General features: G+C 56.4%; 26 protein-coding genes. 11 read left to right on the forward strand and 15 right to left on the reverse strand.

The genetic code is table 11. The features are described from left to right. Positions 1-71 precede the first annotated feature (71 nt). A complete protein-coding gene (locus NE562_RS14580) occupies positions 72-962 on the forward strand; it encodes a DUF6612 family protein (protein ID WP_280963166.1) in 891 nt (296 codons plus the stop codon). 77 nt (positions 963-1039) lie between these two features. Here NE562_RS14580 and NE562_RS14585 read toward each other — a convergent pair whose 3' ends face one another. Next, the gene (locus tag NE562_RS14585) at positions 1040-2254 is read right to left on the reverse strand and encodes a cation:proton antiporter (protein ID WP_280963167.1); all 1215 of its coding nucleotides are present in this window, start codon (positions 2252-2254) and stop codon (positions 1040-1042) included. A gap of 25 nt (positions 2255-2279) precedes the next feature. Beyond that, the gene (locus NE562_RS14590; RefSeq protein WP_280963168.1) at positions 2280-2903 is read right to left on the reverse strand and encodes a TetR/AcrR family transcriptional regulator; all 624 of its coding nucleotides are present in this window, start codon (positions 2901-2903) and stop codon (positions 2280-2282) included. 253 nt (positions 2904-3156) lie between these two features. Here NE562_RS14590 and NE562_RS14595 point away from each other — a divergent pair, with 253 nt between their 5' ends. Continuing rightward, positions 3157-4809 (forward strand): sensor domain-containing diguanylate cyclase, encoded by a 1653-nt coding sequence (locus tag NE562_RS14595; RefSeq protein WP_280963169.1) that lies wholly within the window; start codon positions 3157-3159, stop codon positions 4807-4809. Between the two features lie 139 nt (positions 4810-4948). Further along, positions 4949-5224, forward strand: a complete 276-nt coding sequence (locus NE562_RS14600) for a zinc-ribbon domain containing protein (RefSeq protein ID WP_280963170.1) — start codon at positions 4949-4951, stop codon at positions 5222-5224. Positions 5225-5314: 90 nt separating this feature from the next. Here the strand turns inward: NE562_RS14600 and NE562_RS14605 are convergent, their stop codons facing one another. Together NE562_RS14605 and NE562_RS14610 are read right to left on the reverse strand one after the other, a co-directional pair. Continuing rightward, positions 5315-5590, reverse strand: a complete 276-nt coding sequence (locus NE562_RS14605) for a zinc-ribbon domain containing protein (RefSeq protein ID WP_280963170.1) — start codon at positions 5588-5590, stop codon at positions 5315-5317. Between the two features lie 139 nt (positions 5591-5729). After that, positions 5730-7382 (reverse strand): sensor domain-containing diguanylate cyclase, encoded by a 1653-nt coding sequence (locus tag NE562_RS14610; protein WP_280963169.1) that lies wholly within the window; start codon positions 7380-7382, stop codon positions 5730-5732. Positions 7383-7635: 253 nt separating this feature from the next. On the opposite strand from NE562_RS14610, the gene NE562_RS14615 reads away from it, so the two are divergent. Together NE562_RS14615 and NE562_RS14620 are read left to right on the forward strand one after the other, a co-directional pair. Continuing rightward, complete coding sequence (locus NE562_RS14615) at positions 7636-8259, forward strand: TetR/AcrR family transcriptional regulator (protein ID WP_280963168.1); 624 nt, start codon at positions 7636-7638, stop codon at positions 8257-8259. A gap of 25 nt (positions 8260-8284) precedes the next feature. Beyond that, on the forward strand, positions 8285-9499 hold the full coding sequence (locus tag NE562_RS14620; RefSeq protein ID WP_280963167.1) for a cation:proton antiporter: 1215 nt from the start codon (positions 8285-8287) through the stop codon (positions 9497-9499). Positions 9500-9576: 77 nt separating this feature from the next. Here the strand turns inward: NE562_RS14620 and NE562_RS14625 are convergent, their stop codons facing one another. Next, complete coding sequence (locus NE562_RS14625) at positions 9577-10467, reverse strand: DUF6612 family protein (protein WP_280963166.1); 891 nt, start codon at positions 10465-10467, stop codon at positions 9577-9579. A 455-nt stretch (positions 10468-10922) separates the two neighbouring features. Between NE562_RS14625 and NE562_RS14630 the strand changes: the two genes are divergently transcribed. Beyond that, positions 10923-11948 (forward strand): LacI family DNA-binding transcriptional regulator, encoded by a 1026-nt coding sequence (locus tag NE562_RS14630; protein ID WP_280963165.1) that lies wholly within the window; start codon positions 10923-10925, stop codon positions 11946-11948. Between the two features lie 386 nt (positions 11949-12334). Here the strand turns inward: NE562_RS14630 and NE562_RS14635 are convergent, their stop codons facing one another. After that, entirely contained in the window at positions 12335-12523 is a 189-nt protein-coding gene (locus NE562_RS14635) for a hypothetical protein (protein ID WP_280963164.1), read from the reverse strand. Between the two features lie 79 nt (positions 12524-12602). Here NE562_RS14635 and NE562_RS14640 point away from each other — a divergent pair, with 79 nt between their 5' ends. Genes NE562_RS14640 through NE562_RS14660 form a run of 5 tightly spaced genes read left to right on the forward strand, consistent with a single transcriptional unit; the run spans position 12603 to position 17477 of the window. Beyond that, positions 12603-13046 carry a galactokinase family protein gene (locus NE562_RS14640; protein ID WP_280963163.1) on the forward strand — a complete coding sequence of 148 codons (444 nt, stop codon included), beginning with the start codon at positions 12603-12605 and terminating at the stop codon, positions 13044-13046. Beyond that, on the forward strand, positions 12949-13893 hold the full coding sequence (locus NE562_RS14645; protein ID WP_280963162.1) for a galactokinase: 945 nt from the start codon (positions 12949-12951) through the stop codon (positions 13891-13893). Before NE562_RS14640 ends, NE562_RS14645 begins: the two co-directional genes overlap by 98 nt. 35 nt (positions 13894-13928) lie before the next feature. Then, positions 13929-14918 carry a UDP-glucose 4-epimerase GalE gene (gene galE / locus NE562_RS14650; protein WP_280963161.1) on the forward strand — a complete coding sequence of 330 codons (990 nt, stop codon included), beginning with the start codon at positions 13929-13931 and terminating at the stop codon, positions 14916-14918. Positions 14919-14933: 15 nt separating this feature from the next. Continuing rightward, positions 14934-16424 carry a UDP-glucose--hexose-1-phosphate uridylyltransferase gene (locus NE562_RS14655; protein WP_280963160.1) on the forward strand — a complete coding sequence of 497 codons (1491 nt, stop codon included), beginning with the start codon at positions 14934-14936 and terminating at the stop codon, positions 16422-16424. A gap of 6 nt (positions 16425-16430) precedes the next feature. Beyond that, positions 16431-17477: an aldose epimerase family protein gene (locus NE562_RS14660; RefSeq protein WP_280963159.1), complete on the forward strand. Its 1047-nt coding sequence runs from the start codon at positions 16431-16433 to the stop codon at positions 17475-17477. Between the two features lie 335 nt (positions 17478-17812). Here the strand turns inward: NE562_RS14660 and NE562_RS14665 are convergent, their stop codons facing one another. The 9 genes from NE562_RS14665 to NE562_RS14705 form a co-directional block, all read right to left on the reverse strand. Beyond that, a complete protein-coding gene (locus tag NE562_RS14665) occupies positions 17813-18691 on the reverse strand; it encodes a helix-turn-helix domain-containing protein (RefSeq protein WP_280963158.1) in 879 nt (292 codons plus the stop codon). A 113-nt stretch (positions 18692-18804) separates the two neighbouring features. Further along, positions 18805-20145 carry an MATE family efflux transporter gene (locus NE562_RS14670; protein ID WP_280963157.1) on the reverse strand — a complete coding sequence of 447 codons (1341 nt, stop codon included), beginning with the start codon at positions 20143-20145 and terminating at the stop codon, positions 18805-18807. Positions 20146-20252: 107 nt separating this feature from the next. Next, positions 20253-20873 carry an NAD(P)H-dependent oxidoreductase gene (locus NE562_RS14675; RefSeq protein ID WP_280963156.1) on the reverse strand — a complete coding sequence of 207 codons (621 nt, stop codon included), beginning with the start codon at positions 20871-20873 and terminating at the stop codon, positions 20253-20255. Beyond that, on the reverse strand, positions 20870-21373 hold the full coding sequence (locus NE562_RS14680; RefSeq protein WP_280963155.1) for a flavodoxin family protein: 504 nt from the start codon (positions 21371-21373) through the stop codon (positions 20870-20872). The genes NE562_RS14675 and NE562_RS14680 overlap by 4 nt, the downstream gene beginning before the upstream one ends. A 16-nt stretch (positions 21374-21389) precedes the next feature. Next, the gene (locus tag NE562_RS14685; protein WP_280963154.1) at positions 21390-21845 is read right to left on the reverse strand and encodes a MarR family winged helix-turn-helix transcriptional regulator; all 456 of its coding nucleotides are present in this window, start codon (positions 21843-21845) and stop codon (positions 21390-21392) included. 133 nt (positions 21846-21978) lie between these two features. Further along, on the reverse strand, positions 21979-22791 hold the full coding sequence (locus NE562_RS14690) for a glycoside hydrolase family 25 protein (protein WP_280963153.1): 813 nt from the start codon (positions 22789-22791) through the stop codon (positions 21979-21981). A gap of 79 nt (positions 22792-22870) precedes the next feature. Next, positions 22871-23698, reverse strand: a complete 828-nt coding sequence (locus NE562_RS14695) for a prenyltransferase (protein WP_280963152.1) — start codon at positions 23696-23698, stop codon at positions 22871-22873. A gap of 177 nt (positions 23699-23875) precedes the next feature. Then, the gene (locus tag NE562_RS14700; protein ID WP_280963151.1) at positions 23876-24193 is read right to left on the reverse strand and encodes a helix-turn-helix domain-containing protein; all 318 of its coding nucleotides are present in this window, start codon (positions 24191-24193) and stop codon (positions 23876-23878) included. Between the two features lie 159 nt (positions 24194-24352). Then, entirely contained in the window at positions 24353-24676 is a 324-nt protein-coding gene (locus tag NE562_RS14705) for a helix-turn-helix domain-containing protein (RefSeq protein WP_280963150.1), read from the reverse strand. Positions 24677-24920: the final 244 nt, after the last annotated feature.

The following is a 24920-nucleotide window of genomic DNA, read 5'->3' on the forward strand; positions in this document are numbered from 1 at the left end:
CTATGGGTGGAAATTGCGCCCCTTGGGGCGTGTTTCAATATAAAACTCACATACACAAAAGGAGACGAAAAATGAGAAATACCAGAAGCTGGCCGCGGCGGGCGGCCGCGGCGATCCTGACACTGACGATGGCGGCTGGGCTTGGCGCCTGCGGCGACAAGGCTGACGGCGGCGCCGCCGGCCAGAGCATCGAGGATATCATGAAGACCGCGCAGGCCAACATGGCGGATGTTAAGAGCATGAGCTATGATATGACCATGAGCATGGAAATGAAGGCGAATGACGAGACCCTGAAGATCGCCACGAGCGGCAAGGTCGACCAGATCGTCGATCCGATCACGATGAAACTGGATATGAACGTGGATATGGGCGAGGTCGGCAATATGAATACCGCCATGTACGTTGCGCAGGATGGCGATAAGTACATGCTGTACACCGGAATTGACGCGGGCGACGGCAATCTGGTTTGGCAGAAGCAGGAGATGGCCGATACCTCCGCGTTCGATCAGATGGACGCGCGCGAAAGCTTTGACCTGTATCTTTCCAGCGCGGAAAGCTTTAAGGAAAACGGTACCGAAACGGTTGCCGGCGCGGAAGCGACCCGCTATGACGGCACGATCTCCGAGGAGGACCTGGCTCAGGTGCTCGAAGCTTCCGGCGTAATGGACCAGTTTTCCAGCCTAGGCATTACGGGCGACCAGCTGGATACCATGCTCACCGATCTGGGCGACCTGCCGATCAGTCTGTGGATCTCCAAGGCGGACCAGATCCCGGTCAAGTACGAAATGGACATGACCGCGATCATGCAGAGCCTGATGGGCAAGATGATGGACAGCATGGGCGCGGGCGAGGACGATAAGCTCGACGTAGCCAACGTGCTCGTATCCATGACCGTGAGCAACATCAACGGTGTGGAAAGCATTGAAATCCCCGCGGAAGCGCTGAACGCTGCCGCCGCGTAAAAAGCAAAAGCGCAAAAAGTCTCCGATGTAAGAATCGGAGACTTTTTTTATGCGAAAAAGGCGGTGCGGCGCGTGCGCTAACGCAGCTCGCCCGACCATTCAAAGCCTTTTTTGGCGATGACGACCGCGAGCACCTCGTTGATGACCGCCGCGGCCGCGATCGTGCCCTGAATGATCTGCGCGCTTTCGGGCGCGGGGCCGCTGAGCACGGAAACGGCAATGCCGGTGAAAACGAGCGAGACGCCGGAATGCGGCAGCAGCGTAAGTCCCAAATACTTGCGCACGGTCTGCGGCGCGCCGGTAAGGGTCGCGCCCAGATAAGCGCCGCCATACTTGCCCGCCGCGCGTGAGAGGATGTATAGGGCGGTAAACAGGCCCGCGCCCAAGATCAGATGGTAATCGAGCGGCGCGCCCAAATTTAAAATGACCACGATCATCGACAAACCGAGGAACGGGTTGAAGCTGCACAGAATCCGTTCCAGCCGTACCTCGCCCACCATATTGGCAAAAACGGCGGAGAACGCCATACCGATGAGCATGAAGTTCAAAACAGGGCGCGGCATGACCCGGTAGTTCAAGTAAAAACCGGCGGCGGAGGCAAGGAGCAGGGTGCCAACGAGCAGCGCGACCGTCGGCGCGGCCCCCCGTTCCTTTTTCAGGAGCAAACCGGCCGGCACGCCCACCGCCGCGCCAATTCCCAGCGGCAGCAGCACGACTAACGCGATCATATACGCCGGTAAACGCTCGGTAGAAACACGGGAAGCCACAAGGGAGATGACCGAAAAGAACACCACAACGCCCACCATATCGTCCAGCGCGGCCATGGGGATCAGGGTTTTGGTGACCGGCCCATTGGTTTGAAATTCCCGCACGATCGAAAGCGCCGGAGCCGGAGCGGTGGCCAACGCGATGCCGCCAAAGATCACGGCGAGATAGAGCGGGATATCCATGAAATGAAAAATGATGCCAAACACCAGACTGACCACCAGAAAGGTGCCGAGCGACTGCGTCAGCGTGGTGACGATGATCTGCTTGCCGAACTGCTTGATTCGCTTCCACACAAGCTCCGTGCCGATCAGAAGGCCGACAGTGCACTCCAGAACGTGAACGGCGGCTTGGTACCACGGCGCGTCGAGCACGCTCTGATCGAGCAGCTGCAGCGCGTGCGGGCCGAGGAGCATGCCTGTGATCAGCCAGCCGAGAATAGCGGGCAGCTTGATCCTAGCGAGCAGCCTGCCCACCAGAAAAGCAAGAACGACTGTGGCCAAAAGCCTGAGAATCGGTAATAGCATAGGGCCTCCTTTGTTGCACGCGCCGTCAGTCCTTTTCCTTCGCAACGCCGTAAAGCATAAGGTCGATTAGGGCGGGCAGCTTGCTTTCGTGGTTTTCAATCAGGAGGGACAGGTCGGTGCCGCCGACAGCCTGCATTTGATAATACCCGTTGAACATCTCCTGAAAAATAAAGAAATACTCTTTGGCGGCCTGCGCCGAGATGCCGTCGCGCAATTCAATGTGATCGAGCACCGCTTGGTAGCGGGCGGCATGGAAGCCGTCGAACGCGCGGCGAAGCGTCCGAAGCTCGTTTGCCAGATGAAGCGGGGGCTGGAACAGCGTTTGAAAGAAAAGGCGCTTATACGAGGGATGGTCGGTAAAAAAGGTTTGCCGCCGCGCGAGCAGCAGCCGCAGGCTGCCCGCCGTATCGTCCGGCGGGTAAGACGCGCTTTGCAGGTATGCGGTCAGCTCGTCAAAGCAGGCCTGCACACACCGCAGATACAGCTGATCCTTGTTTTCAAAATTGTAATAGATCAGCCCCTTGGGGATATGGTTAACGCTGCAAATGTTGTTGATAGAAGCGCTTTCATAGCTTTTGCCGCCAAATTCAGCGATTGCCGCGGTTAAAATGCGCTGATACGTGCGTTTGCTCCGTTCCTCCTGCTTCATGCGCCGGCCTCCTAAAGTAGACTGTATGGTCTATTTTATACGAAATAGACCGATCGGTCAATAAATTTTTTCAAACGAATTGAGAATGGAACGGAACCACACCCCCTGCAAACACCATGGCGAATCCGGCAAGGCCTTGTGAAAAGTGCTGTTTTATTGACTTGATATGCGGGGGGACGAGTTGTATAATGGTAACAACACAATGCATAGATGTGCTTGCGGCCCGATATAAAAAAATAAACGGGGGATCACCATGAGCGTTCGTACTTCCATGTACCGCATGGTTTTTGCTTTGATCGTCTTGCCCTTTCTACTGTTTAGCTTGGTTATCACAAATCTGTACTCCAGCATACTGGAGAACATCATTGCGGATAGCCTTCGTGTGGTCGCGGATGCGCAAGTTGCGGAAATGGCGAATTTTTGTGAGCAGCAAAAAGAATATCTGGAATTTATCGGCACCATGGATCTGTCTCACGCGGCCATGCGCAGCGAGCTGGCCGGAGATATGAACCAGTATTTGGACAATGTGCTTTTGGCCCGCGTGCAAACGCTGGACTATTTGAACACCCTTGCTATCATTGACAACAAGAACCGCGTCGTCGCGTGCAGCGCGGCCCACACGGCCTTTGCGAATGAGGGCATCGATAACGTGTTGCAAGCCATGAAGGGGCAGCCCTTCCACATTTCCGACGTGTTGACGGACGCCAAGGGCCAAAAATTGCTGGTGGCGACCGCCCGGATCGAGGAGGGCGGGCAGACGCTCGGCTATATTTTGGCGGAGATCAATCTTGATTTTTACAGCGCGATCCGCGAGCGGGCCGAGCTTTGGAACGACTCGACGTTCTATTTGCTGGACGGCCGCGGGCAGATCGTCAGCGCGGGCACGCAAAACGAAAAGCGGGAAAGCTTTGTGACGAGCGCGCAGGAGCGCGAGGATTATAACGAAAAATATAGCGCCATTGATTTTGAAAAGGAACCCGAAGGCAGCTTTTGCTACACCATGAACGAAAATAGTTACATCACCTATTATTCCGACGTGGCATATACCGATTGGCGCGTGCTGCTTTCGGTGAATTTGAGCAATTACCAGTCCAAGGAGACCGTGTATTTCGTTTTGGCGTGCTCCATGGTGCTGTTATGCATCCTGCTGGCGATATGGATCGGCCGGTTTGCCTCCAAGCGGATCATCCATCCCATCAAAAGCATTTCCGGCACCCTGCAAAACATCAGGCAGGAGCAGGATTATACGCTGCGGGTAGCGGTTGAACGCAAGGATGAGCTGGGCAGCTTGGCCGGGGAAGTGAACGAGCTGCTTGACTTTATAGAAACGGAAAATCTCTATAAAACGCAGCAGCAGCGCCTGCTTCAGGCAAAGGCCGAGCAGGATGCGCTGACCAAGGTGCTGAACAAGGAGCGCATCGATCAGGTCTTGCAGGAGGCGATCGAGCGGCACCGGGCGGATTGCACGCCGATGGCGGTCCTGTTTGTGGATGTGGATGATTTTAAAGATTTCAATACACAGTATGGGCATAACGTGGGCGATCAGGTGCTTTTGTACCTCACCTCCAAGTTGGCGCAGCAAACGGGCGGCACGGTGGGCCGCGTGGGCGGAGACGAGTTTTTGGTGATCATGGAAGCGCCGGAGCAGCTTGCTTCGCTCGACGCGTTCCTGAACCGGCTGGAAGAGCCGTCGAATAACCAGTTCGTTGTGCGCGGCAGCGGCGCCCGGCTGTATGTTTATTGCAGTATCGGCGCGGTCCGTATCGACTTTGCGCAAAGCGGTATGGAGAATTTGACTTCGGCCCAAGTGACCGAACGGGCGGACGCCGCCATGTACCAAGCCAAGCACGGCGGCAAGCACGGCCACGTGATTTTAGACTATACGCCCCCCGATGTTATGGAATAAAAAGGTGTTTTCCGATAAAAAACGTATTTTCTGCGGAATCCGGGAACATTTGCAAAACTTTTTGTTGACTTTATCGCGATTAAGAGGTACAGTTAAACCATCGACCAATCATGGCGAACTAACTTAAAAGAGGTATTACATGTTTCAAGACAAAACTATCGTCTGCAAGGATTGCGGACAGGAGTTCACCTTCACAGCCAGCGAACAGGAGTTCTTTGCTGAAAAGGGCTTCACCAACGAGCCGCAGCGCTGCAAGCCCTGCCGCGATGCACGCAAAGGCAACTCCCGCGGTGGTCAGGGTGGCGGCCGCCAGATGTATGACGCTGTTTGCGCCGAGTGCGGCAAGCCCTGCAAGGTGCCCTTCGAGCCCCGCAACGACCGTCCTGTGTACTGCAGCGATTGTTTCCGCAGATAAACAGAACTCGTCTCCCATAGCTTGTTAAAAAGCACCCCAAAGCGATCGCTTTGGGGTGCTTTTTAACAAGCTATGGGAGACGAGTTCTGTTTATCTGCGGAAACAATCGCTGCAGTACACAGGACGGTCGTTGCGGGGCTCGAAGGGCACCTTGCAGGGCTTGCCGCACTCGGCGCAAACAGCGTCATACATCTGGCGGCCGCCACCCTGACCACCGCGGGAGTTGCCTTTGCGTGCATCGCGGCAGGGCTTGCAGCGCTGCGGCTCGTTGGTGAAGCCCTTTTCAGCAAAGAACTCCTGTTCGCTGGCTGTGAAGGTGAACTCCTGTCCGCAATCCTTGCAGACGATAGTTTTGTCTTGAAACATGTAATACCTCTTTTAAGTTAGTTCGCCATGATTGGTCGATGGTTTAACTGTACCTCTTAATCGCGATAAAGTCAACAAAAAGTTTTGCAAATGTTCCCGGATTCCGCAGAAAATACGTTTTTTATCGGAAAACACCTTTTTATTCCATAACATCGGGGGGCGTATAGTCTAAAATCACGTGGCCGTGCTTGCCGCCGTGCTTGGCTTGGTACATGGCGGCGTCCGCCCGTTCGGTCACTTGGGCCGAAGTCAAATTCTCCATACCGCTTTGCGCAAAGTCGATACGGACCGCGCCGATACTGCAATAAACATACAGCCGGGCGCCGCTGCCGCGCACAACGAACTGGTTATTCGACGGCTCTTCCAGCCGGTTCAGGAACGCGTCGAGCGAAGCAAGCTGCTCCGGCGCTTCCATGATCACCAAAAACTCGTCTCCGCCCACGCGGCCCACCGTGCCGCCCGTTTGCTGCGCCAACTTGGAGGTGAGGTACAAAAGCACCTGATCGCCCACGTTATGCCCATACTGTGTATTGAAATCTTTAAAATCATCCACATCCACAAACAGGACCGCCATCGGCGTGCAATCCGCCCGGTGCCGCTCGATCGCCTCCTGCAAGACCTGATCGATGCGCTCCTTGTTCAGCACCTTGGTCAGCGCATCCTGCTCGGCCTTTGCCTGAAGCAGGCGCTGCTGCTGCGTTTTATAGAGATTTTCCGTTTCTATAAAGTCAAGCAGCTCGTTCACTTCCCCGGCCAAGCTGCCCAGCTCATCCTTGCGTTCAACCGCTACCCGCAGCGTATAATCCTGCTCCTGCCTGATGTTTTGCAGGGTGCCGGAAATGCTTTTGATGGGATGGATGATCCGCTTGGAGGCAAACCGGCCGATCCATATCGCCAGCAGGATGCATAACAGCACCATGGAGCACGCCAAAACGAAATACACGGTCTCCTTGGACTGGTAATTGCTCAAATTCACCGAAAGCAGCACGCGCCAATCGGTATATGCCACGTCGGAATAATAGGTGATGTAACTATTTTCGTTCATGGTGTAGCAAAAGCTGCCTTCGGGTTCCTTTTCAAAATCAATGGCGCTATATTTTTCGTTATAATCCTCGCGCTCCTGCGCGCTCGTCACAAAGCTTTCCCGCTTTTCGTTTTGCGTGCCCGCGCTGACGATCTGCCCGCGGCCGTCCAGCAAATAGAACGTCGAGTCGTTCCAAAGCTCGGCCCGCTCGCGGATCGCGCTGTAAAAATCAAGATTGATCTCCGCCAAAATATAGCCGAGCGTCTGCCCGCCCTCCTCGATCCGGGCGGTCGCCACCAGCAATTTTTGGCCCTTGGCGTCCGTCAACACGTCGGAAATGTGGAAGGGCTGCCCCTTCATGGCTTGCAACACGTTATCGATGCCCTCATTCGCAAAGGCCGTGTGGGCCGCGCTGCACGCGACGACGCGGTTCTTGTTGTCAATGATAGCAAGGGTGTTCAAATAGTCCAGCGTTTGCACGCGGGCCAAAAGCACATTGTCCAAATACTGGTTCATATCTCCGGCCAGCTCGCTGCGCATGGCCGCGTGAGACAGATCCATGGTGCCGATAAATTCCAGATATTCTTTTTGCTGCTCACAAAAATTCGCCATTTCCGCAACTTGCGCATCCGCGACCACACGAAGGCTATCCGCAATGATGTTCTCCAGTATGCTGGAGTACAGATTTGTGATAACCAAGCTAAACAGTAGAAAGGGCAAGACGATCAAAGCAAAAACCATGCGGTACATGGAAGTACGAACGCTCATGGTGATCCCCCGTTTATTTTTTTATATCGGGCCGCAAGCACATCTATGCATTGTGTTGTTACCATTATACAACTCGTCCCCCCGCATATCAAGTCAATAAAACAGCACTTTTCACAAGGCCTTGCCGGATTCGCCATGGTGTTTGCAGGGGGTGTGGTTCCGTTCCATTCTCAATTCGTTTGAAAAAATTTATTGACCGATCGGTCTATTTCGTATAAAATAGACCATACAGTCTACTTTAGGAGGCCGGCGCATGAAGCAGGAGGAACGGAGCAAACGCACGTATCAGCGCATTTTAACCGCGGCAATCGCTGAATTTGGCGGCAAAAGCTATGAAAGCGCTTCTATCAACAACATTTGCAGCGTTAACCATATCCCCAAGGGGCTGATCTATTACAATTTTGAAAACAAGGATCAGCTGTATCTGCGGTGTGTGCAGGCCTGCTTTGACGAGCTGACCGCATACCTGCAAAGCGCGTCTTACCCGCCGGACGATACGGCGGGCAGCCTGCGGCTGCTGCTCGCGCGGCGGCAAACCTTTTTTACCGACCATCCCTCGTATAAGCGCCTTTTCTTTCAAACGCTGTTCCAGCCCCCGCTTCATCTGGCAAACGAGCTTCGGACGCTTCGCCGCGCGTTCGACGGCTTCCATGCCGCCCGCTACCAAGCGGTGCTCGATCACATTGAATTGCGCGACGGCATCTCGGCGCAGGCCGCCAAAGAGTATTTCTTTATTTTTCAGGAGATGTTCAACGGGTATTATCAAATGCAGGCTGTCGGCGGCACCGACCTGTCCCTCCTGATTGAAAACCACGAAAGCAAGCTGCCCGCCCTAATCGACCTTATGCTTTACGGCGTTGCGAAGGAAAAGGACTGACGGCGCGTGCAACAAAGGAGGCCCTATGCTATTACCGATTCTCAGGCTTTTGGCCACAGTCGTTCTTGCTTTTCTGGTGGGCAGGCTGCTCGCTAGGATCAAGCTGCCCGCTATTCTCGGCTGGCTGATCACAGGCATGCTCCTCGGCCCGCACGCGCTGCAGCTGCTCGATCAGAGCGTGCTCGACGCGCCGTGGTACCAAGCCGCCGTTCACGTTCTGGAGTGCACTGTCGGCCTTCTGATCGGCACGGAGCTTGTGTGGAAGCGAATCAAGCAGTTCGGCAAGCAGATCATCGTCACCACGCTGACGCAGTCGCTCGGCACCTTTCTGGTGGTCAGTCTGGTGTTTGGCATCATTTTTCATTTCATGGATATCCCGCTCTATCTCGCCGTGATCTTTGGCGGCATCGCGTTGGCCACCGCTCCGGCTCCGGCGCTTTCGATCGTGCGGGAATTTCAAACCAATGGGCCGGTCACCAAAACCCTGATCCCCATGGCCGCGCTGGACGATATGGTGGGCGTTGTGGTGTTCTTTTCGGTCATCTCCCTTGTGGCTTCCCGTGTTTCTACCGAGCGTTTACCGGCGTATATGATCGCGTTAGTCGTGCTGCTGCCGCTGGGAATTGGCGCGGCGGTGGGCGTGCCGGCCGGTTTGCTCCTGAAAAAGGAACGGGGGGCCGCGCCGACGGTCGCGCTGCTCGTTGGCACCCTGCTCCTTGCCTCCGCCGCCGGTTTTTACTTGAACTACCGGGTCATGCCGCGCCCTGTTTTGAACTTCATGCTCATCGGTATGGCGTTCTCCGCCGTTTTTGCCAATATGGTGGGCGAGGTACGGCTGGAACGGATTCTGTGCAGCTTCAACCCGTTCCTCGGTTTGTCGATGATCGTGGTCATTTTAAATTTGGGCGCGCCGCTCGATTACCATCTGATCTTGGGCGCGGGCCTGTTTACCGCCCTATACATCCTCTCACGCGCGGCGGGCAAGTATGGCGGCGCTTATCTGGGCGCGACCCTTACCGGCGCGCCGCAGACCGTGCGCAAGTATTTGGGACTTACGCTGCTGCCGCATTCCGGCGTCTCGCTCGTTTTCACCGGCATTGCCGTTTCCGTGCTCAGCGGCCCCGCGCCCGAAAGCGCGCAGATCATTCAGGGCACGATCGCGGCCGCGGCGGTCATCAACGAGGTGCTCGCGGTCGTCATCGCCAAAAAAGGCTTTGAATGGTCGGGCGAGCTGCGTTAGCGCACGCGCCGCACCGCCTTTTTCGCATAAAAAAAGTCTCCGATTCTTACATCGGAGACTTTTTGCGCTTTTGCTTTTTACGCGGCGGCAGCGTTCAGCGCTTCCGCGGGGATTTCAATGCTTTCCACACCGTTGATGTTGCTCACGGTCATGGATACGAGCACGTTGGCTACGTCGAGCTTATCGTCCTCGCCCGCGCCCATGCTGTCCATCATCTTGCCCATCAGGCTCTGCATGATCGCGGTCATGTCCATTTCGTACTTGACCGGGATCTGGTCCGCCTTGGAGATCCACAGACTGATCGGCAGGTCGCCCAGATCGGTGAGCATGGTATCCAGCTGGTCGCCCGTAATGCCTAGGCTGGAAAACTGGTCCATTACGCCGGAAGCTTCGAGCACCTGAGCCAGGTCCTCCTCGGAGATCGTGCCGTCATAGCGGGTCGCTTCCGCGCCGGCAACCGTTTCGGTACCGTTTTCCTTAAAGCTTTCCGCGCTGGAAAGATACAGGTCAAAGCTTTCGCGCGCGTCCATCTGATCGAACGCGGAGGTATCGGCCATCTCCTGCTTCTGCCAAACCAGATTGCCGTCGCCCGCGTCAATTCCGGTGTACAGCATGTACTTATCGCCATCCTGCGCAACGTACATGGCGGTATTCATATTGCCGACCTCGCCCATATCCACGTTCATATCCAGTTTCATCGTGATCGGATCGACGATCTGGTCGACCTTGCCGCTCGTGGCGATCTTCAGGGTCTCGTCATTCGCCTTCATTTCCATGCTCATGGTCATATCATAGCTCATGCTCTTAACATCCGCCATGTTGGCCTGCGCGGTCTTCATGATATCCTCGATGCTCTGGCCGGCGGCGCCGCCGTCAGCCTTGTCGCCGCAGGCGCCAAGCCCAGCCGCCATCGTCAGTGTCAGGATCGCCGCGGCCGCCCGCCGCGGCCAGCTTCTGGTATTTCTCATTTTTCGTCTCCTTTTGTGTATGTGAGTTTTATATTGAAACACGCCCCAAGGGGCGCAATTTCCACCCATAGCGTATGCGGCGCCGTTGCGGGTCATGACATGCGCCGCCCTTACACTGTCGAGGATACCACACCCGCCGCCTTTCGTCAAGAAAGCCGCTGTACAAAATGTGGAAATTCCCAAACCCGCATGGCACACCACGCGTTTGCCTGCCCTGCGCTGTCGGCGCGCAATCGTGTTCGCACCGGTTGCAGTGTCAATATGGCTTCTTATGATCACGTCATGAACAAAAGGAAAAATGTATGTGCCATGCAATAAACTGGTATATCCTTCAAAAAAACCGCTTAAAACGACGAAAAAAACACGTTTCCGTACGATAAGCGGCTTGCACCCGTCCCGGCTTTCGGTTATAATGAAAATATAGCTTAAACTTTTTAGTAAAAGAAGGTGGCTGCATGGCTACGCTAAAAGAGCTGGCGGAATATACGGGCTTTTCCATCGCGACGATCTCCCGTGTGCTCAATAACGACCCCACGATGAGCGTGAGCGATTCGACGCGCGCCGCGATACTGGACGCCGCCGGAAAGCTGCATTACGATACCGCCGCGCGCACGCGCAAGGCGCGCGTGAACATACGCACACGTCGTTTCGCCATTGCGGAAATGCTCACCCCGGCCCAGCAGTTGGCTGATCCTTACTACTTATACCTGAAAAACTTTGCCGAGCAGCGCTTTTTCGATCTGGGCGCCGAGGTCACGCACCTGCTGGAACGCAACGGCGCTTACCGCCAGAATATGCCCCAGCCGGTGGACGGCGTGCTCGCCATCGGTATTTTTTCCGAAGCGCAGATTGAATCGCTGCGCAGCATCACCGAAAATTTGGTTTTTCTCGATTCCGCGCCGGACGAGCTGCATTTTGATTCCGTGGTGCTGAATTTTCGCCTTGGCGTCGAGCAAGCGCTTGATTATTTTATGCAGCGCGGCCACCGCAGCATCGGCTTTTTAGGGCCGGACTGCAAGCTGGACCAAAAAAAGCGCCCCGCGCCGGAAGTGCGGCGGCAGTATTTTATTCAATACATGCAGGACCGGGATCTGTTCGATCCCAAACTGCTCTTTAACGCGAAAATGAACGCGCGTGACGCGCGCGACGCCATCAGCGCACGGCTGACCGCCGGCGGGCCGATGCCCACCGCCCTGCTGGCCGCCAACGAAGAAGCCGCGATCGGCGCGGTCGGCGCGATGCGGGAAGCCGGGCTGCGTGTGCCGCACGACCTTTCCATCATCAGCTTTAATAACACCGCTGTTTCCGCGCTGACCGATCCGCCGCTCACCAGCATCAGCACGCACGTCGAAGCAATGAGCGCCACCGCGGTGAGCCTTCTTGCCCGCCGCACCGACGGCGCGTTGCCGGATATGCCGCTCAAGATCGTCGTGCCGCCCACGCTGATCGAACGCGACAGCGTTTTTGCACCCAGTAAATAAACAAAAAAGTGCACGCTACGGCGTGCTTCAGGCATCTGCGCGCGCCTTACAGGCGCACTTGAAGTCGGTTTGTTAAAAAGGTGAGATACATGCTCAATGTCATTCAGTTAAGGTCAGACAAGACAAAAAGGTATCGCAAGCACAGAACATGTAGGGCGCGACGCCCTCGGCGCGCCGAGAGCGAAGCACCGGGATAAGTGAGAGCATCAAACAGGCTGGTACGGCCGAGCGAAGGGACATGGTTTCTCAGCAAGTGTTACGTCCCTTCGAGACGGCGCGCCGAGGCGTGGTCCAGACCAGCTTCTCTTGGCCTTCGGCCAATTCACCTTCTCGCGCCCTACTAGCTCGGTGAATCCCTTGTTTTTTCCTATGCGTTTCCCTTATCTTTATGACATTGGATACATGCTCCCACTTTTTTCAACTTGAAGCGCTGCTTCAAGTTGACACTTTATACGCGCTGCGGCGCGAGGGGATTTTTTAACAAGCTGGAGCACGCCAAGGCGTGCTTTTTTACTATTGCAAAACCACCAAAAAAGCGAGGGCGTTTTTGGTGGGTTTTTCAGTAAAACTTTCATTGAGTTTTTACTAAAACAGTGTTATTCTGATGATAGGAGCACTGCGCAACTGATACGGATAAGAATGGAGAGAGAGCATATGTTACGACAAAGCAGCCTTTCCGCTGAAATCGGGAACGGCGCGCTTGATTCACGCCTGCGCGCCATGACCGGCTGCGACCCGAGCGAGCTGCCCGCCCTGTGCGCGCGGCTATCCCACGTGCTTTCAGGATATGGAAAAACCTTTGGGCCGGACGGCGAGGTCGGCCTGTTCAGCGGCCCCGGCCGCACCGAGATCGGCGGCAACCATACCGACCATCAGCGCGGCCGCGTGCTGGCCGCCGCCATCAATCTGGACGCGCTCGCCTGCGCCGGGCCAAACGGCACGGATACCATCCATATTTGCTCGGCCGGTTATCCGGATATCGCGGTATCGCTCGGCGATCTTGCCGTACAGCCGGGCGAAGCGGGCACCTCCGCCGCGCTGGTGCGCGGCGTGGGCGCGCCGTTTTACCGCGCTCGGCCATCCGGTAAGCGGGTTTAACGCCTATATCGAATCGACCGTGCTGGGCGGATCGGGCCTCTCGTCCTCGGCGGCGTACGAGGTGCTGATCGGCGTGATCGTGAACCACTTATTCTGTCAAGATTCGGTCTCGCTCGTGCAGATCGCGCAGATCGGCCAATACGCGGAAAACGTGTATTTCGGCAAGCCCTGCGGGCTGATGGATCAACTTGCCAGCGCGGTGGGCGGCATTGTTTCGATCGACTTTAAGGACCCCGAAACGCCCATCGTACACCAGATCGATTACGACCTTTCCGCTTCGGGCCACGCGCTGTGCATCATCGATTCCGGCGCCGACCACGCCGACCTGACCGAGGATTACGCCGCCATCCCCCGTGAAATGGGCGCTGTGGCCGCCTTTTTCGGCAAGGATGTGCTGCGGCAGGTCGACTATGAAGCGTTTTGGCAAAACATCCCCGCTCTGCGAAAGGCCGCGGGCGACCGCGCCGTGCTGCGCGCCATCCACTTTTTCGACGACAACCTGTGCGCGCAAAAGCAGGCGACAGCGCTTGAGAGCGATAACTTTGTTCAGTTTTTAAATCTGGTCAACCAGTCCGGCATCTCCTCGTCCGAGCACCTGCAAAACCTGTACAGCGCGTCGGCCCCGGGGCAGCAGGCCCTGCCGCTCGTGATTGCGCTGGCGCGCCGCCTGCTCGGCGGTACGGGCGCGGTGCGTGTGCATGGCGGCGGCTTTGCCGGAACCGTGCAGGCCTTTGTGCCCTTCCCGCAGCTTGATACGTTCCGCGAGCGGATCGAAGCCGCGTTCGGCAAGGGCTGCTGCCATGTGCTGCGTATCCGCCCGGAGGGCGGCGCTGTTATTGCGGGTTAACGAATCGATCACCGAATGCAAGGAGGCATTTTGTTATGGCAATTTTAGTTTTGGGCGGCGCGGGCTACATTGGTTCGCACACCGTACGCGCGCTGATCGACGCGGGACGCGACGTGGCCGTGGCCGATAATCTGGAGACCGGCTACCGTGCGGCCGTGCACCCGCAGGCCCGCTTTTACGAAGGCGACATCCGCGACCGCGCGTTTGTGGACCGTGTGCTGGAAAGCGAGCAGATCGAAGGCGTGATCCATTTCGCCGCCAACAGTCAGGTCGGCGAAAGCATGACGGACCCGCTGAAATATTATGATAACAATCTGACCGGCACCAAGGTGCTGCTGGAAAGCATGGTCGCGCACGGCGTGCTGAAGATCGTCTTTTCCTCCACCGCCGCGACCTATGGGGAGCCCGAGCGCGTGCCCATCCTCGAAACCGATCGCACCGATCCGACCAACTGCTACGGCGAGACCAAGCTTTCGATGGAAAAGATGATGAAATGGGTTTCCGCCGCGCACGGCCTGCGCTTTGTGGCCTTGCGCTACTTCAACGCCTGCGGCGCGCAGCCGGACGGCTCGATCGGCGAGGCCCACAATCCGGAGACCCATCTTGTGCCGCTGATCCTGCAAGTGCCGAACGGCCAGCGCGCGCAGATCGCCATCTTCGGCGAGGATTATCCCACGCCGGACGGCACCTGCATCCGCGATTATATCCACGTTTGCGATCTGGCGCAGGCGCATATTCTGGCGCTCGACTACCTGCTCGCGGGCGGTGAAAACAACATCTTTAACCTTGGCAACGGCGTGGGCTTTTCGGTCAAGGAGGTCATCGAGGAGACCCGCCGCGTGACCGGCCACCCGATCCCGGCTACCGTTTGCCCGCGCCGTGCGGGCGACCCGGCGCAGCTAATCGCTTCGAGCGCCAAGGCCCGCGAGGTGCTCGGCTGGGAACCGCAGTACGACGACCTGCACACCATTATCGCGACCGCGTGGGACTGGCACAAGGCCCATCCCCACGGCTATATCAAGTAAAAGGAGCGAACCGCCATGATCGACAACGCAGTCGCCAAGCTGATCGCGTACGCGGAAAAGACCGGGCTAACCCTGCCCGAGGATCGCGTGTGGGCCACGAACGCGCTGCTGGAGGTATTACAGCTTCCCGCCTTTGACGCGCCCGCCTATGAGGGCCCGATCGATCTGCCCGGCGTGCTGGACGAACTGACGGACGACGCTTACGCGCGCGGCGTGACGAGTGAAAACTCCATCGTTTACCGCGACCTGTTCGACACCTCGCTGATGGGCCGCCTGACCCCGCCGCCGCGCGAGGTGACCGCTCGTTTCCGCGCGCTTTACGCGCAGTCGCCCCAAAAGGCGACCGATTGGTTCTATCAGTTCAGCCAAAACACCAATTACATACGCCGCGACCGCATCGCGCGGGATATGCAGTGGAAGACCGGGACCGATTACGGCACGCTGGATATCACCATCAACCTATCCAAGCCGGAAAAAGACCCCAAGGCCATCGCCGCCGCGCGCGAGATGCCGCAATCCGGCTACCCGAAGTGCCAGCTCTGCGCGGAAAACGAGGGCTACGCGGGCCGCGTCGATCACCCGGCGCGGCAGAACCACCGCATCATCCCCCTCACGATCGACGGCAGCCCGTGGTTTTTGCAGTATTCCCCCTATGTTTACTATAACGAGCACTGCATCGTGCTGAACAGCCGCCACGTGCCCATGCAGATCGACCGCGCTTGTTTCCGCAAGCTGACCGATTTCGTCACCCAGTTCCCGCACTATTTCGTCGGCTCGAACGCCGATCTGCCGATCGTCGGCGGCTCCATCCTGTCGCATGATCATTTTCAGGGCGGTCACTACCAATTTGCCATGGAGCGCGCGCCGATTGAAACGCGCGTACCGTTCGCTGGTTTTGACGATGTGACCGCCGGTATCGTGCGCTGGCCGATGTCGGTCATTCGCCTGCGCGCCGCGGACCGTGAGCGCCTGATCGAGCTGGCCGATCGCATTCTGAAGGCGTGGCGCGGCTATACGGACGAAGGCGCGCGGATCTATGCCCAGACCGGCGGCGTGCCGCATTCCACCATCACGCCGATTGCCCGCCGCCGCGGCGACGATTACGAGCTGGACCTTGTGCTGCGCAACAATTTAACGACCGAGGAGCACCCGCTCGGCCTGTACCATCCGCACGCGGAAAAGCACCATATCAAGAAGGAAAACATCGGCCTGATCGAGGTCATGGGTCTTGCCGTGCTGCCCGCCCGCCTGAAAGACGAGCTGGAAAGCGTGGCCGCGGGCCTGATCGAAGGAGCCGATCTGACGGCGGATGAAAGCACCGCGTCCCATGCCGCGTGGGCGCAGGAGATCGCGCGCCGTATACCGCTGAGCGAAGCCAATGTGCGCGACGTGCTGCGGCAGGAGGTCGGCAAGGTGTTCGCCGCCGTGCTCGAGGACGCGGGCGTGTTTGCCCGCACGGACGAAGGGCAGGCCGCGTTCCTTCGCTTTATAGAAACGGTGAGGTGATTTTACATGGATATTGTATGCACGCCCTTTGGGCGCGACCGCGCGGGCCATGCGGTGCTGCGCTATACGTTGACGGAAGGGGCGCTTTCCGCCTCGATCCTGACGCTGGGCGGCGTTTTGCAGTCGCTTACCGTGCCTGACCGGAACGGCAAGCCCGTGGACGTGGTGCTCGGCTTTGATTCGGCCGAGGATTACGAACAGCAGACCTGCTATATCGGCGCGTTGATCGGCCGGTGCGCCAACCGCATCGCGGAGGGCCGCTTTGTGCTGAACGGGCAAGCCTATCAGCTTGCCTGCAATGAAAACGGTACGACCCACCTGCACGGCGGCGAAATTGGCTTTGATAAACGGCAGTGGATCACCTCGATCCATTCCGAAGGACTCAGCCTGCAATACCACAGCCCGGCGGGCGAAGGAGGCTATCCCGGCGCGCTGCACGCCGCCGTTACCTATCGGCTGACGGCGGACAGTCTGATCATCGACTATCACGCCGAGTCCGACGCGCCTACACCCTGCAACCTGACGAACCACAGCTACTTCAATCTGGACGGCCACGGCGCGGGTCCGGTGGGCGGGCAGCGCATCCGGCTGAACGCCGCGCGCTACACGCCGATCGACGCCGCGAGTATCCCGACCGGCGAGATCGCCGCGACGCAGGACACGCCGATGGACCTGACCCGCGAAACGCCCCTCGGCGCGCATTGGGACGACGATTTTGAACAGCTGCGCCTTGCCGGCGGGTACGACCACAACTTTATCGTGGACGGCGCCTTTGGTACGCTGCGCCCGGCGGCGCGTGTGAGGAGCGAGCGCACCGGCATCATCATGGATGTGGAGACCACCATGCCCGGTATGCAGCTATACACCGGCAACTTTTTACGCGCCGATATGCCCGCGGGCAAGGGCGGCGTCAAATACGCGCCGCGGCACGGCTTCTGTCTGGAAACGCAGTATTACCCAAGCGCGCTCACCCTGCCCCAGTTCCCGCAGCCCGTGCTGCGCCCCGGCGAGACATACCGGCACCAAACCGTGTTCCGCTTTTCGGCGGAATAAAACAAGCCCATAACCCACCCCATATAGCAGCAGCGCACACGGCAAACCGTTTTGCCATGTGCGCTGCTGTCAGACTGTCAAAAAACAAGTTTTGACAGTCTGTCGATCGAAACAAAGCCCCATTTCGATCGAGAATTCCGACTTCTGCGCGCGCCTTGCAGGCACACTTGAAGTCGGTTTGTATAAAAACCGAGATACATGCTCCCGGTTTTTATGAATTTTGCCGCAAACGGCAAAATTCTATTTTATGCGCGCTGCGGCGCGAGGGAGTTCTTTGACACGCTGGCAGCAGCGCACACGGCAAACCGTTTTGCCATGTGCGCTGCTGTGTTTTTTTACTGCTTCTCTCGGATCGGTAGCAGCTCGATATAGCCCCTAGTGCCGATCGGCTCCAACTGCACGCGGGGGTTCGTTTCATCCCACGCATAGCCAATCACCGCCGGATCGTACTTTTGAATCGAAGCCTGCATCTCGTCGATGGCCTGACAGTAGTCCTCCTCCGCGAACGGCTCGCCCTGAAACATCAGATACTTGGCGGCGGGCAGGTCGATCACATCCAAGCCCTCGGGCACGACGCCGTCGTAATCCACGCCGACCTCGACGCCCTGCACATACTCCGAGGTGCCCGGCTTGCGGTACGGCAGCGGCAGCCACAGGCAAACCGGTTCGCCGCTAATGGATCGGATGCTTTGCAGCAAGCCCCACACGTCGCAGCCCACCTCCTCGCAATAGGTCCAATAATCGGCCGCCTTGATCCCACGCTTGATCAGCGCCTTGCGCGCGGGCTTTTCGATCACCTGTACAAATACGTTCTTTAAATTTTCCATGACCGGTCTCCTTTCGATATGCCTAAACTTCACGCCGTAGGGGGTGAACAGATAGACCGGAACCGGATGCGCGGCGTATTCGCTCGGGTTGCACCCAAATTCACGGCGAAACGCGCGCTGGTAGCCGTCCACGCTGCCGAACCCCATGGCAAACGCCACCTCCGCTATTTTGCACGGTTCGTCCCGCAGCCGCAGCGCCGATTTGGAAAGGCGGAACCTGCGGATATAATCCGCCGGGGCCATTCCGGTTTGACGGACAAACAGACGGTGCGCGTACCACGGTGAAAACAGCGACGCCGCCGCGAGATCGGCCAGCGTGATATTTTCAAACAAGTGCGCTTCGATATAATCCTGCATGCGCTGTACGGCTTCTATTTGTTCCTGCATCTGTGTCACCTCCCGACAATCGTTATTATAGGAGACTTTGCAAAAAACCGCTCGACGTTTTTTGCGCAATCGCTTTTTCTATTATAATGCAAATCCACGGATCTTGCAGCTTTTTATGCTGCGGGCAGTAGTGCGCGTTCCTTTTTCCATAGCGCCAGTGTCAGCAGCGTGGCGCACACGTCCGCCGCCAGCTGGGCGCCGATCATGCCGGGAATGCCCCAAAGGCGGCTCAGCACTAAAAGAAACGGGATGAAAAATAATCCTTGCCGGAATACGCTGAGCATGCCGCCCTGCCGCGCCTTGCCCGTCGCCAAAAAGTAATTGCCGATGACGATCTGCACGCCCAGCAGCATAAAGGAGACCGCGTCCACACGGAGTGCGGCGCTGCCGATCGACAGCACCTGCGCGGAGGACTGATTGAACAGATGGATCAGCGGCCCGGCGAGCACGATGCAGATCACGCCAAACAGGATATTGGCCGCCGTGCTCCAACGAGCGGCGGTTCTGGTCGCTTCGCGCACGCGCGCCAGATCTCCCGCGCCGTAGCTGTAGCCGACCAGCGGAGAATACCCCTTTAAGAAGCCGTAAAGCGCGTTGGTCTCAATGGACATGATCCGGTTGACAATGCCCATGGCGGCTACCGCGGCTTCGCCAAACGGCTTTGCGGCGTTGTTGGTCAAGGTAACCGCGGCGCCGGCCAAAAACTGGAACAAACAAACGGGCAAGCCGATACGGAAGATTGTAGCATAAAGCTTACCATTCGGCCGAAAGCGCCGAACCGAAACACGAAGGCAGCTTTTTCCCCGCAGCAGGTACCCGATATAAAACGCGGAAGAAACCAAGCGCGAGAGCAGCGTGGCCGCCGCCGCGCCGCCCACGCCCCAGCCGCAGGCGAAAATGAAAATCGGGTCCAGCACCAGATTGGCGCAGCCGCCCGCCAGCATCGCAAACATGCCGAAGGAAGAAACGCCCTCTGCCGCGATCAGGTTGTTCATTATCATATTGAACACATTGAAGATCAACCCGATGATATAAAGTATACCGTAATCCCTTGCAAACCCATAGCTGCTCCGCGAGGCCCCCAAGGCATACATGAGCGGCTTGAGGAACAGAAGCATGCCGGCCGCCAGCACGGCCATGACCGCCACGCCGGAAAGGATGGCCGTACTGCTGAAAGCGCCCACCTGTTCAGCATCCTTTTTGCCGAGCAGCCGAGAAATGTTAGAGCCCGCCCCGTTGCCAAACAGCAGCCCCACACCCATGGCGACCATGGTTAGCGGATAGACCACCGTAACGGCGGCTGTTTGCAGGGTGCCCAATTTGCCGATAAAAAAAGCGTCCACCAGATTATAGACCGTGGAGATCAGCATACCGGTCATGGCCGGTATGCCGAGCCGCAAAAGCGCGTGCTTCACCGGCGCGTTTTCCAACAGCTCGGTGTGTGTTTCTTGCATGATAAATCCTTCTTTCCGGTTTTCGCGTCAGTTAGCACCTCTACAGTATAAAAGCTAAACAATATAGGTAAAAAAATACCGCGTTAGCAGGTATTTCTTTTCGATCCTCATTCGGTTTTCCTGATCGCGGCGCTTTTTAAGCCGTTTTCTTTCGCCTGCTTGCGCCAACCATAATGGGCGGCCAGCTTATATAAAAAGCGTGGAAGATTCGGCTCTACAAACAGATCATTTTGGGCGCTTCCGGCTTCTATCGTCTTGACAAGCCGATCGATCGCCTTGCCCAAATTAACGAGCGGCCCATGTCCCATTGGCGCCATCTGCACCATTTCCCCCGCGCCGATTCCCACCGCGCAGCCCCTTTGAAAGCCGCACTGATCGCACCAATTCCAAAGGATATCGATCGCTATGCTGTTTTGCGCGGCGTCATAAAACCCATTGTTGACCAGCGTGTAGACTCTGATCTTTTCCCGTCCCGTTATGCTTGCCTGTTGGACGGCGCTTAACGCTTGCAGCAGGTTGGAAGGCACGCCATCCACATAGAGCGGGCATGCGATCACAAAAACATCGCTGCCGGATAGGTCAGCCGCCAAGGCAGCCAGATTGGTGCCGGTCGACTGATACATCGTTATCTCGTTTTCCGCCGCCAGTTTATCTTTTAGGATATCCAGCAAATATAGAGACGTACTTCGCTTTGGGCGCGGGCTGCCGCTTAACATTACAATTTTCATTGAGTTGCCACCCCGATTTCTTCCGCCGTTTCATAAAACAGTACCGAACAGCCTGCCGCGCCCAAATTGATCGCGTTGGCGTTGACCAATCTTTTTGCGATGCTCCGCTCGTTATCGCCGCACGTTCCATAAAAGTGTACGTTTAGATGAAAGGGATTTTGGTGCCGCATTTGATGGTGCATCTGTCCATCGATATACCGGAAATACGGCAGCAAATAACCGATCGAACGGTCTAAAACAGCCTTTACATTGGCCGAATAGCCGCCATATAAAATGGGACTGACGATCATGACCTCGCTGCATTGCGCAAAGTAGGAAGGGAGCACCGAAGCCCGATCCTTTATTACACACCGGCCGGGCGTTTTAATCCAGCACCCAAAACAACCGATACAGTGCGCGACCGGCGGGTTGGCGGAAAAGAGCAGGTCCATCCCCTGTCGCCGGTCAAAAGTCGCCTCCAAACGCGGCTCCACATCATAAATCAGTAATCGTTTTGCCATATGGTCTCACCGCCCTTTACTCTTCCCGCAAGCCTTCATCGATGACCTTCTCGAAGGCTTCAAAATATTCCGCCATGCTTTCCAAAAGCGGCTCCGGCATTTCTCTGAGCAGGTTCAAGGCTTTGTCGCCCGCCTGCCGATGGTAGGCCGCGTGTGCTTCGTGATTCTTTTTTCCCGCCGCGGTGAGGTTCAGCACCACCTCGGTATCCGAATCCGGCGATACCCGTTTTTCCACCGCGCCTTTATCAACCAGCTTATAGATCATTTGCGAAGCCGCGCCCTTCGTGACGCCCATAACCTCCGCAAGCGCGGTAATGTTGATATTCGGATGATCGCCAACGGCGGCGATCGTATGGATTTCCGCCTTGGATAGCGGCACCTCGGTACCGTAGGTGCGCTTTTTGTCCTCCCAACGGGTATATTTATGGACAACGCGCTCCATCAGCGCGGTCAGCTCAGAAAAGTCCCTCATGCTATCATCCTCCAATTTTAGCATCTATACAGTTTAGTTTCTAAACTCATAATAGGCGCTTTCTTCCCATTTGTCAATAGGGTACGCAAAAAGGGCGGCACAGTTTTCCTGTGCCGCCCGGGACGTGCTTCCGTTATTTATCCAATAGGCCCAGACGATCGAGCACGACCGCAAGCTGTTCGCGCGTGGCGCAAGAGCGCGGCGCGGTGCCGTCCATAATGCCCTGTTTCTTCGCGTCGGCCCAAGCTTCTACCGCGTAGCGGCTGGGCGCCTTCTCCTCCTGCGCCGCCAGATAGCCGTTCAGCGCCGTATCGAACATCCGATTAAACTCTTCTTGTGTCATTTCGGGCTCCTTTCGGTAGTTTTTATAACACAGATCAAGGTCTACGTTGGTCGGAATGCCGGGCACGCGCCCGGTCGAGGCATACTGCCACATTTCATAGCGGCCCGTATAGGTAGGCTTTGCGCTCCACTGCGCCAGCCACACGTCGCAGGGCGGCAGTTGCTCCACATCGATGTAATGCGTCAGCCAATCCTCGTTGGCGTAAACGCCGCAGGGCCTCCCATTGTCACGAATGACCTCTAAAAACGCCGCGCAAAGGCCAGTGATGTTTTGTCTGGAAAACACAAACCCATGCCGCGCCTTGTACCCGTCCGCGTCCTCCATATCGAGCCAAATGGGCATAGTGGGCCGTCTGGTGCCCAAAACGGAAAGCACATGGTTCGCTTCCGCGCGGGCGTCCGCGTCGTTCAGCGCATAGCTGTAATGGTAGACCCCGCGCAGCAGCCCGGCTTCTCCCGCCTGCTCATAGTTATAGGCAAAGCGTTCGTCCACACTGTACAGGCCATAGCTTGACCGAATCACAGCGAATTGTTCCCCATGCTGCGCTACCTGCGGCCAATCAATCGCGCCGTCGTGCTCGCTGACGTCGATCCCTCTCAGCATCCGCCATTCCTCCTTTCATCGGATAGAATTTCTAGTTCTACCCTATGCGGGGAACGGCGCCCTTATGCCGCCGGCAGCGTCACGCCGTAAGATTCCGCAGGATCTCCTGATAGCGCCTTGTGGCAAGCTCGCTCGTCCCGCCTTTTTTGCAAAAACGCAGCGCCGCGAGCTTGGGCACGACCCTTTCAACCGGCACCTCCCCATGGACCGTTTTGGATCGAAGTGCTTCAAAGGCCTCTAAAAAGCGCGGGTCGGCCTTGGCCCGGTCATAGAACGATAGCACATACACATAGTAAAACAGGCCGTAGCCGCGAAAGGGATATTCGATCTGCAAGAACCGGGAACCAATGCCATAGTGGCAAGGGCTGATCGGCTTACGAATGACCCAGTGTTCCAAAAGAAATTCCACCGCCCGGTCGAGGCGTTGCTCCTTGTTGAGAACACGCGCATAGCGAAACAAATCCAAGACTTCCAAGGTCGTATAGGGGGTGGAGTACGCGGTCTCCTCGCCCCTGCCAAAGCTATATTTATTGCACTTCCAGCCGCCATCCTGCTGTTGCGTTGCAAGGAAATAGTCAAACGACTTTTTCACCCGTTCGTCGTCCGCATAGCCCATGCGGCACAAAACATTTACCGCCAAAGCGGTATGACATGGATATATCCCGCCGCTGGGCGAAACTTTTATTCTTCCATCCTCTCTCCAGCCGTCAAAAATGAGCGCGGCGACGTGTTTCATCACCTCATCCTCCGGCGGCACCCCGAGTTCCAATAGATATAACGCGCTTTCCAAGGTCGTAAAGGGCGCGCCTTTCAGCAATTTGTGATCGGGCGTCGTCCAATAGTCCGCGCCATTATCATACCGGTGCGATAAAATTGCCTCCACATCGGTCATATATTGTTGTTCCATATCGACAGGTCACCTCGCTCCTGATTTTCATGCTAACAGTATACCACCGATCCGAGGGGAGCACAATTTTTCGCGTGCGGGAGGAAGGTTTGCAAACACAAAATGCACCTCTAAAATCATTTACAGCATTTCATATGCCGCCGATTCTAAAAGTGCACTTGAGTTTTTTGTATCCAATTATTTCAGTTTATATTTCTTTTTGATCTGGTTTAAAAAGCCTGCAATTTCAGTCAACGCAGTGTCAGGAACATCACGCAATACGATAATTTGTGCATTGTCCGAGGCAATCGATCGTTGTTTATCCGTTAAGCCGTGCAAATAGTCCAGACTAACATCAAAATAACGTGCTATTGCTTCCTCTGTGGCATCTTCCGGTGACATTAAATCACGCTCATATAAAGAAATGGTATTTACCGAAACACCAAAGATATCGGCCATTGCTTTTTGCGTTAATCCTTTGTCCTTGCGCAACTCGCTTAAACGTTCCCCGACCATCGACGACCGCCCCCTTTACAATGAGAATAATTATATCATATCTAGTTCGCAGATGAAATCCCAAAACAACGAAATAGTTGTTGTCACACCTTTTTATGACACAGTATATAGGTGTATCATATGATTATTCATGAAAAAAAGCAAAGCGAGCGCAGGAGATTACATACATTCCAACGCACTGCGAATCATAGCGGTCACCACCTCTATTTGATAGGGCGGCGCGGTTTTCCATAGGTCAGAAAGTACATTAAAACCGCTCAGTTCATTATCGTTCAAGCAATCTTCCAGCAAATAGGTTGGCGATACCGCAAGCTCCCTGCATAGGCTAACGAAAACCGTCAGACTGGGAATCTTACGGCCTGCCTCAATTTGCCGAAAATAGGTCGCGTTGATATGACACAACTCGGATAAATGTTCTCCTGTCAATCCCTTGGCTTTACGCGCCGCCTTGATTCGCTGTCCCATACCGCTTTGTTCTGTCACTTTCAATTCCTCCGTCCATCATAACTTTCTGTGTAGGTAACGCTATCATAACACTAAATTTTTAGGAGTGGAATTGCCGTTAATAGTAATTTTACTACCACAGGTAGCTCGCGCCGCTCGCAATTTTATACGCGGCAGTAGCCGCGACGGCGGCGTGAGTCACGCCGCCCTACATGCTCGGTCGATGCATCCCGTTTGTAGGGCCGGGTGACCTCCCCCGGCCGCCCCCCGCGGCCCCCCCCCC

The sequence above is a fragment of the Butyricicoccus faecihominis genome (assembly GCF_024462775.1).
GTDB lineage: Bacteria > Bacillota > Clostridia > Oscillospirales > Butyricicoccaceae > Agathobaculum > Agathobaculum faecihominis_A.

Excerpts from the sequence above, each read along its gene's own strand:
- NE562_RS14655 (WP_280963160.1), top strand. The coding sequence starts at position 14,934 with ATGATCGACAACGCAGTCGCCAAGCTGATCGCGTACGCGGAAAAGACC.
- NE562_RS14590 (WP_280963168.1), bottom strand. The coding sequence starts at position 2,903 with ATGAAGCAGGAGGAACGGAGCAAACGCACGTATCAGCGCATTTTAACC.
- NE562_RS14635 (WP_280963164.1), bottom strand. The coding sequence starts at position 12,523 with ATGAAAGTTTTACTGAAAAACCCACCAAAAACGCCCTCGCTTTTTTGG.
- NE562_RS14595 (WP_280963169.1), top strand. The coding sequence starts at position 3,157 with ATGAGCGTTCGTACTTCCATGTACCGCATGGTTTTTGCTTTGATCGTC.
- NE562_RS14625 (WP_280963166.1), bottom strand. The coding sequence starts at position 10,467 with ATGAGAAATACCAGAAGCTGGCCGCGGCGGGCGGCCGCGGCGATCCTG.
- NE562_RS14665 (WP_280963158.1), bottom strand. The coding sequence starts at position 18,691 with ATGCAGGAACAAATAGAAGCCGTACAGCGCATGCAGGATTATATCGAA.
- NE562_RS14605 (WP_280963170.1), bottom strand. The coding sequence starts at position 5,590 with ATGTTTCAAGACAAAACTATCGTCTGCAAGGATTGCGGACAGGAGTTC.
- NE562_RS14690 (WP_280963153.1), bottom strand. The coding sequence starts at position 22,791 with ATGCTGAGAGGGATCGACGTCAGCGAGCACGACGGCGCGATTGATTGG.
- NE562_RS14620 (WP_280963167.1), top strand. The coding sequence starts at position 8,285 with ATGCTATTACCGATTCTCAGGCTTTTGGCCACAGTCGTTCTTGCTTTT.
- NE562_RS14630 (WP_280963165.1), top strand. The coding sequence starts at position 10,923 with ATGGCTACGCTAAAAGAGCTGGCGGAATATACGGGCTTTTCCATCGCG.
- NE562_RS14685 (WP_280963154.1), bottom strand. The coding sequence starts at position 21,845 with ATGAGGGACTTTTCTGAGCTGACCGCGCTGATGGAGCGCGTTGTCCAT.
- NE562_RS14640 (WP_280963163.1), top strand. The coding sequence starts at position 12,603 with ATGTTACGACAAAGCAGCCTTTCCGCTGAAATCGGGAACGGCGCGCTT.
- NE562_RS14675 (WP_280963156.1), bottom strand. The coding sequence starts at position 20,873 with ATGAAAATTGTAATGTTAAGCGGCAGCCCGCGCCCAAAGCGAAGTACG.
- NE562_RS14700 (WP_280963151.1), bottom strand. The coding sequence starts at position 24,193 with ATGGTCGGGGAACGTTTAAGCGAGTTGCGCAAGGACAAAGGATTAACG.
- NE562_RS14660 (WP_280963159.1), top strand. The coding sequence starts at position 16,431 with ATGGATATTGTATGCACGCCCTTTGGGCGCGACCGCGCGGGCCATGCG.
- NE562_RS14585 (WP_280963167.1), bottom strand. The coding sequence starts at position 2,254 with ATGCTATTACCGATTCTCAGGCTTTTGGCCACAGTCGTTCTTGCTTTT.
- NE562_RS14670 (WP_280963157.1), bottom strand. The coding sequence starts at position 20,145 with ATGCAAGAAACACACACCGAGCTGTTGGAAAACGCGCCGGTGAAGCAC.
- NE562_RS14695 (WP_280963152.1), bottom strand. The coding sequence starts at position 23,698 with ATGGAACAACAATATATGACCGATGTGGAGGCAATTTTATCGCACCGG.
- NE562_RS14680 (WP_280963155.1), bottom strand. The coding sequence starts at position 21,373 with ATGGCAAAACGATTACTGATTTATGATGTGGAGCCGCGTTTGGAGGCG.
- NE562_RS14600 (WP_280963170.1), top strand. The coding sequence starts at position 4,949 with ATGTTTCAAGACAAAACTATCGTCTGCAAGGATTGCGGACAGGAGTTC.
- NE562_RS14610 (WP_280963169.1), bottom strand. The coding sequence starts at position 7,382 with ATGAGCGTTCGTACTTCCATGTACCGCATGGTTTTTGCTTTGATCGTC.
- NE562_RS14580 (WP_280963166.1), top strand. The coding sequence starts at position 72 with ATGAGAAATACCAGAAGCTGGCCGCGGCGGGCGGCCGCGGCGATCCTG.
- NE562_RS14615 (WP_280963168.1), top strand. The coding sequence starts at position 7,636 with ATGAAGCAGGAGGAACGGAGCAAACGCACGTATCAGCGCATTTTAACC.
- galE (WP_280963161.1), top strand. The coding sequence starts at position 13,929 with ATGGCAATTTTAGTTTTGGGCGGCGCGGGCTACATTGGTTCGCACACC.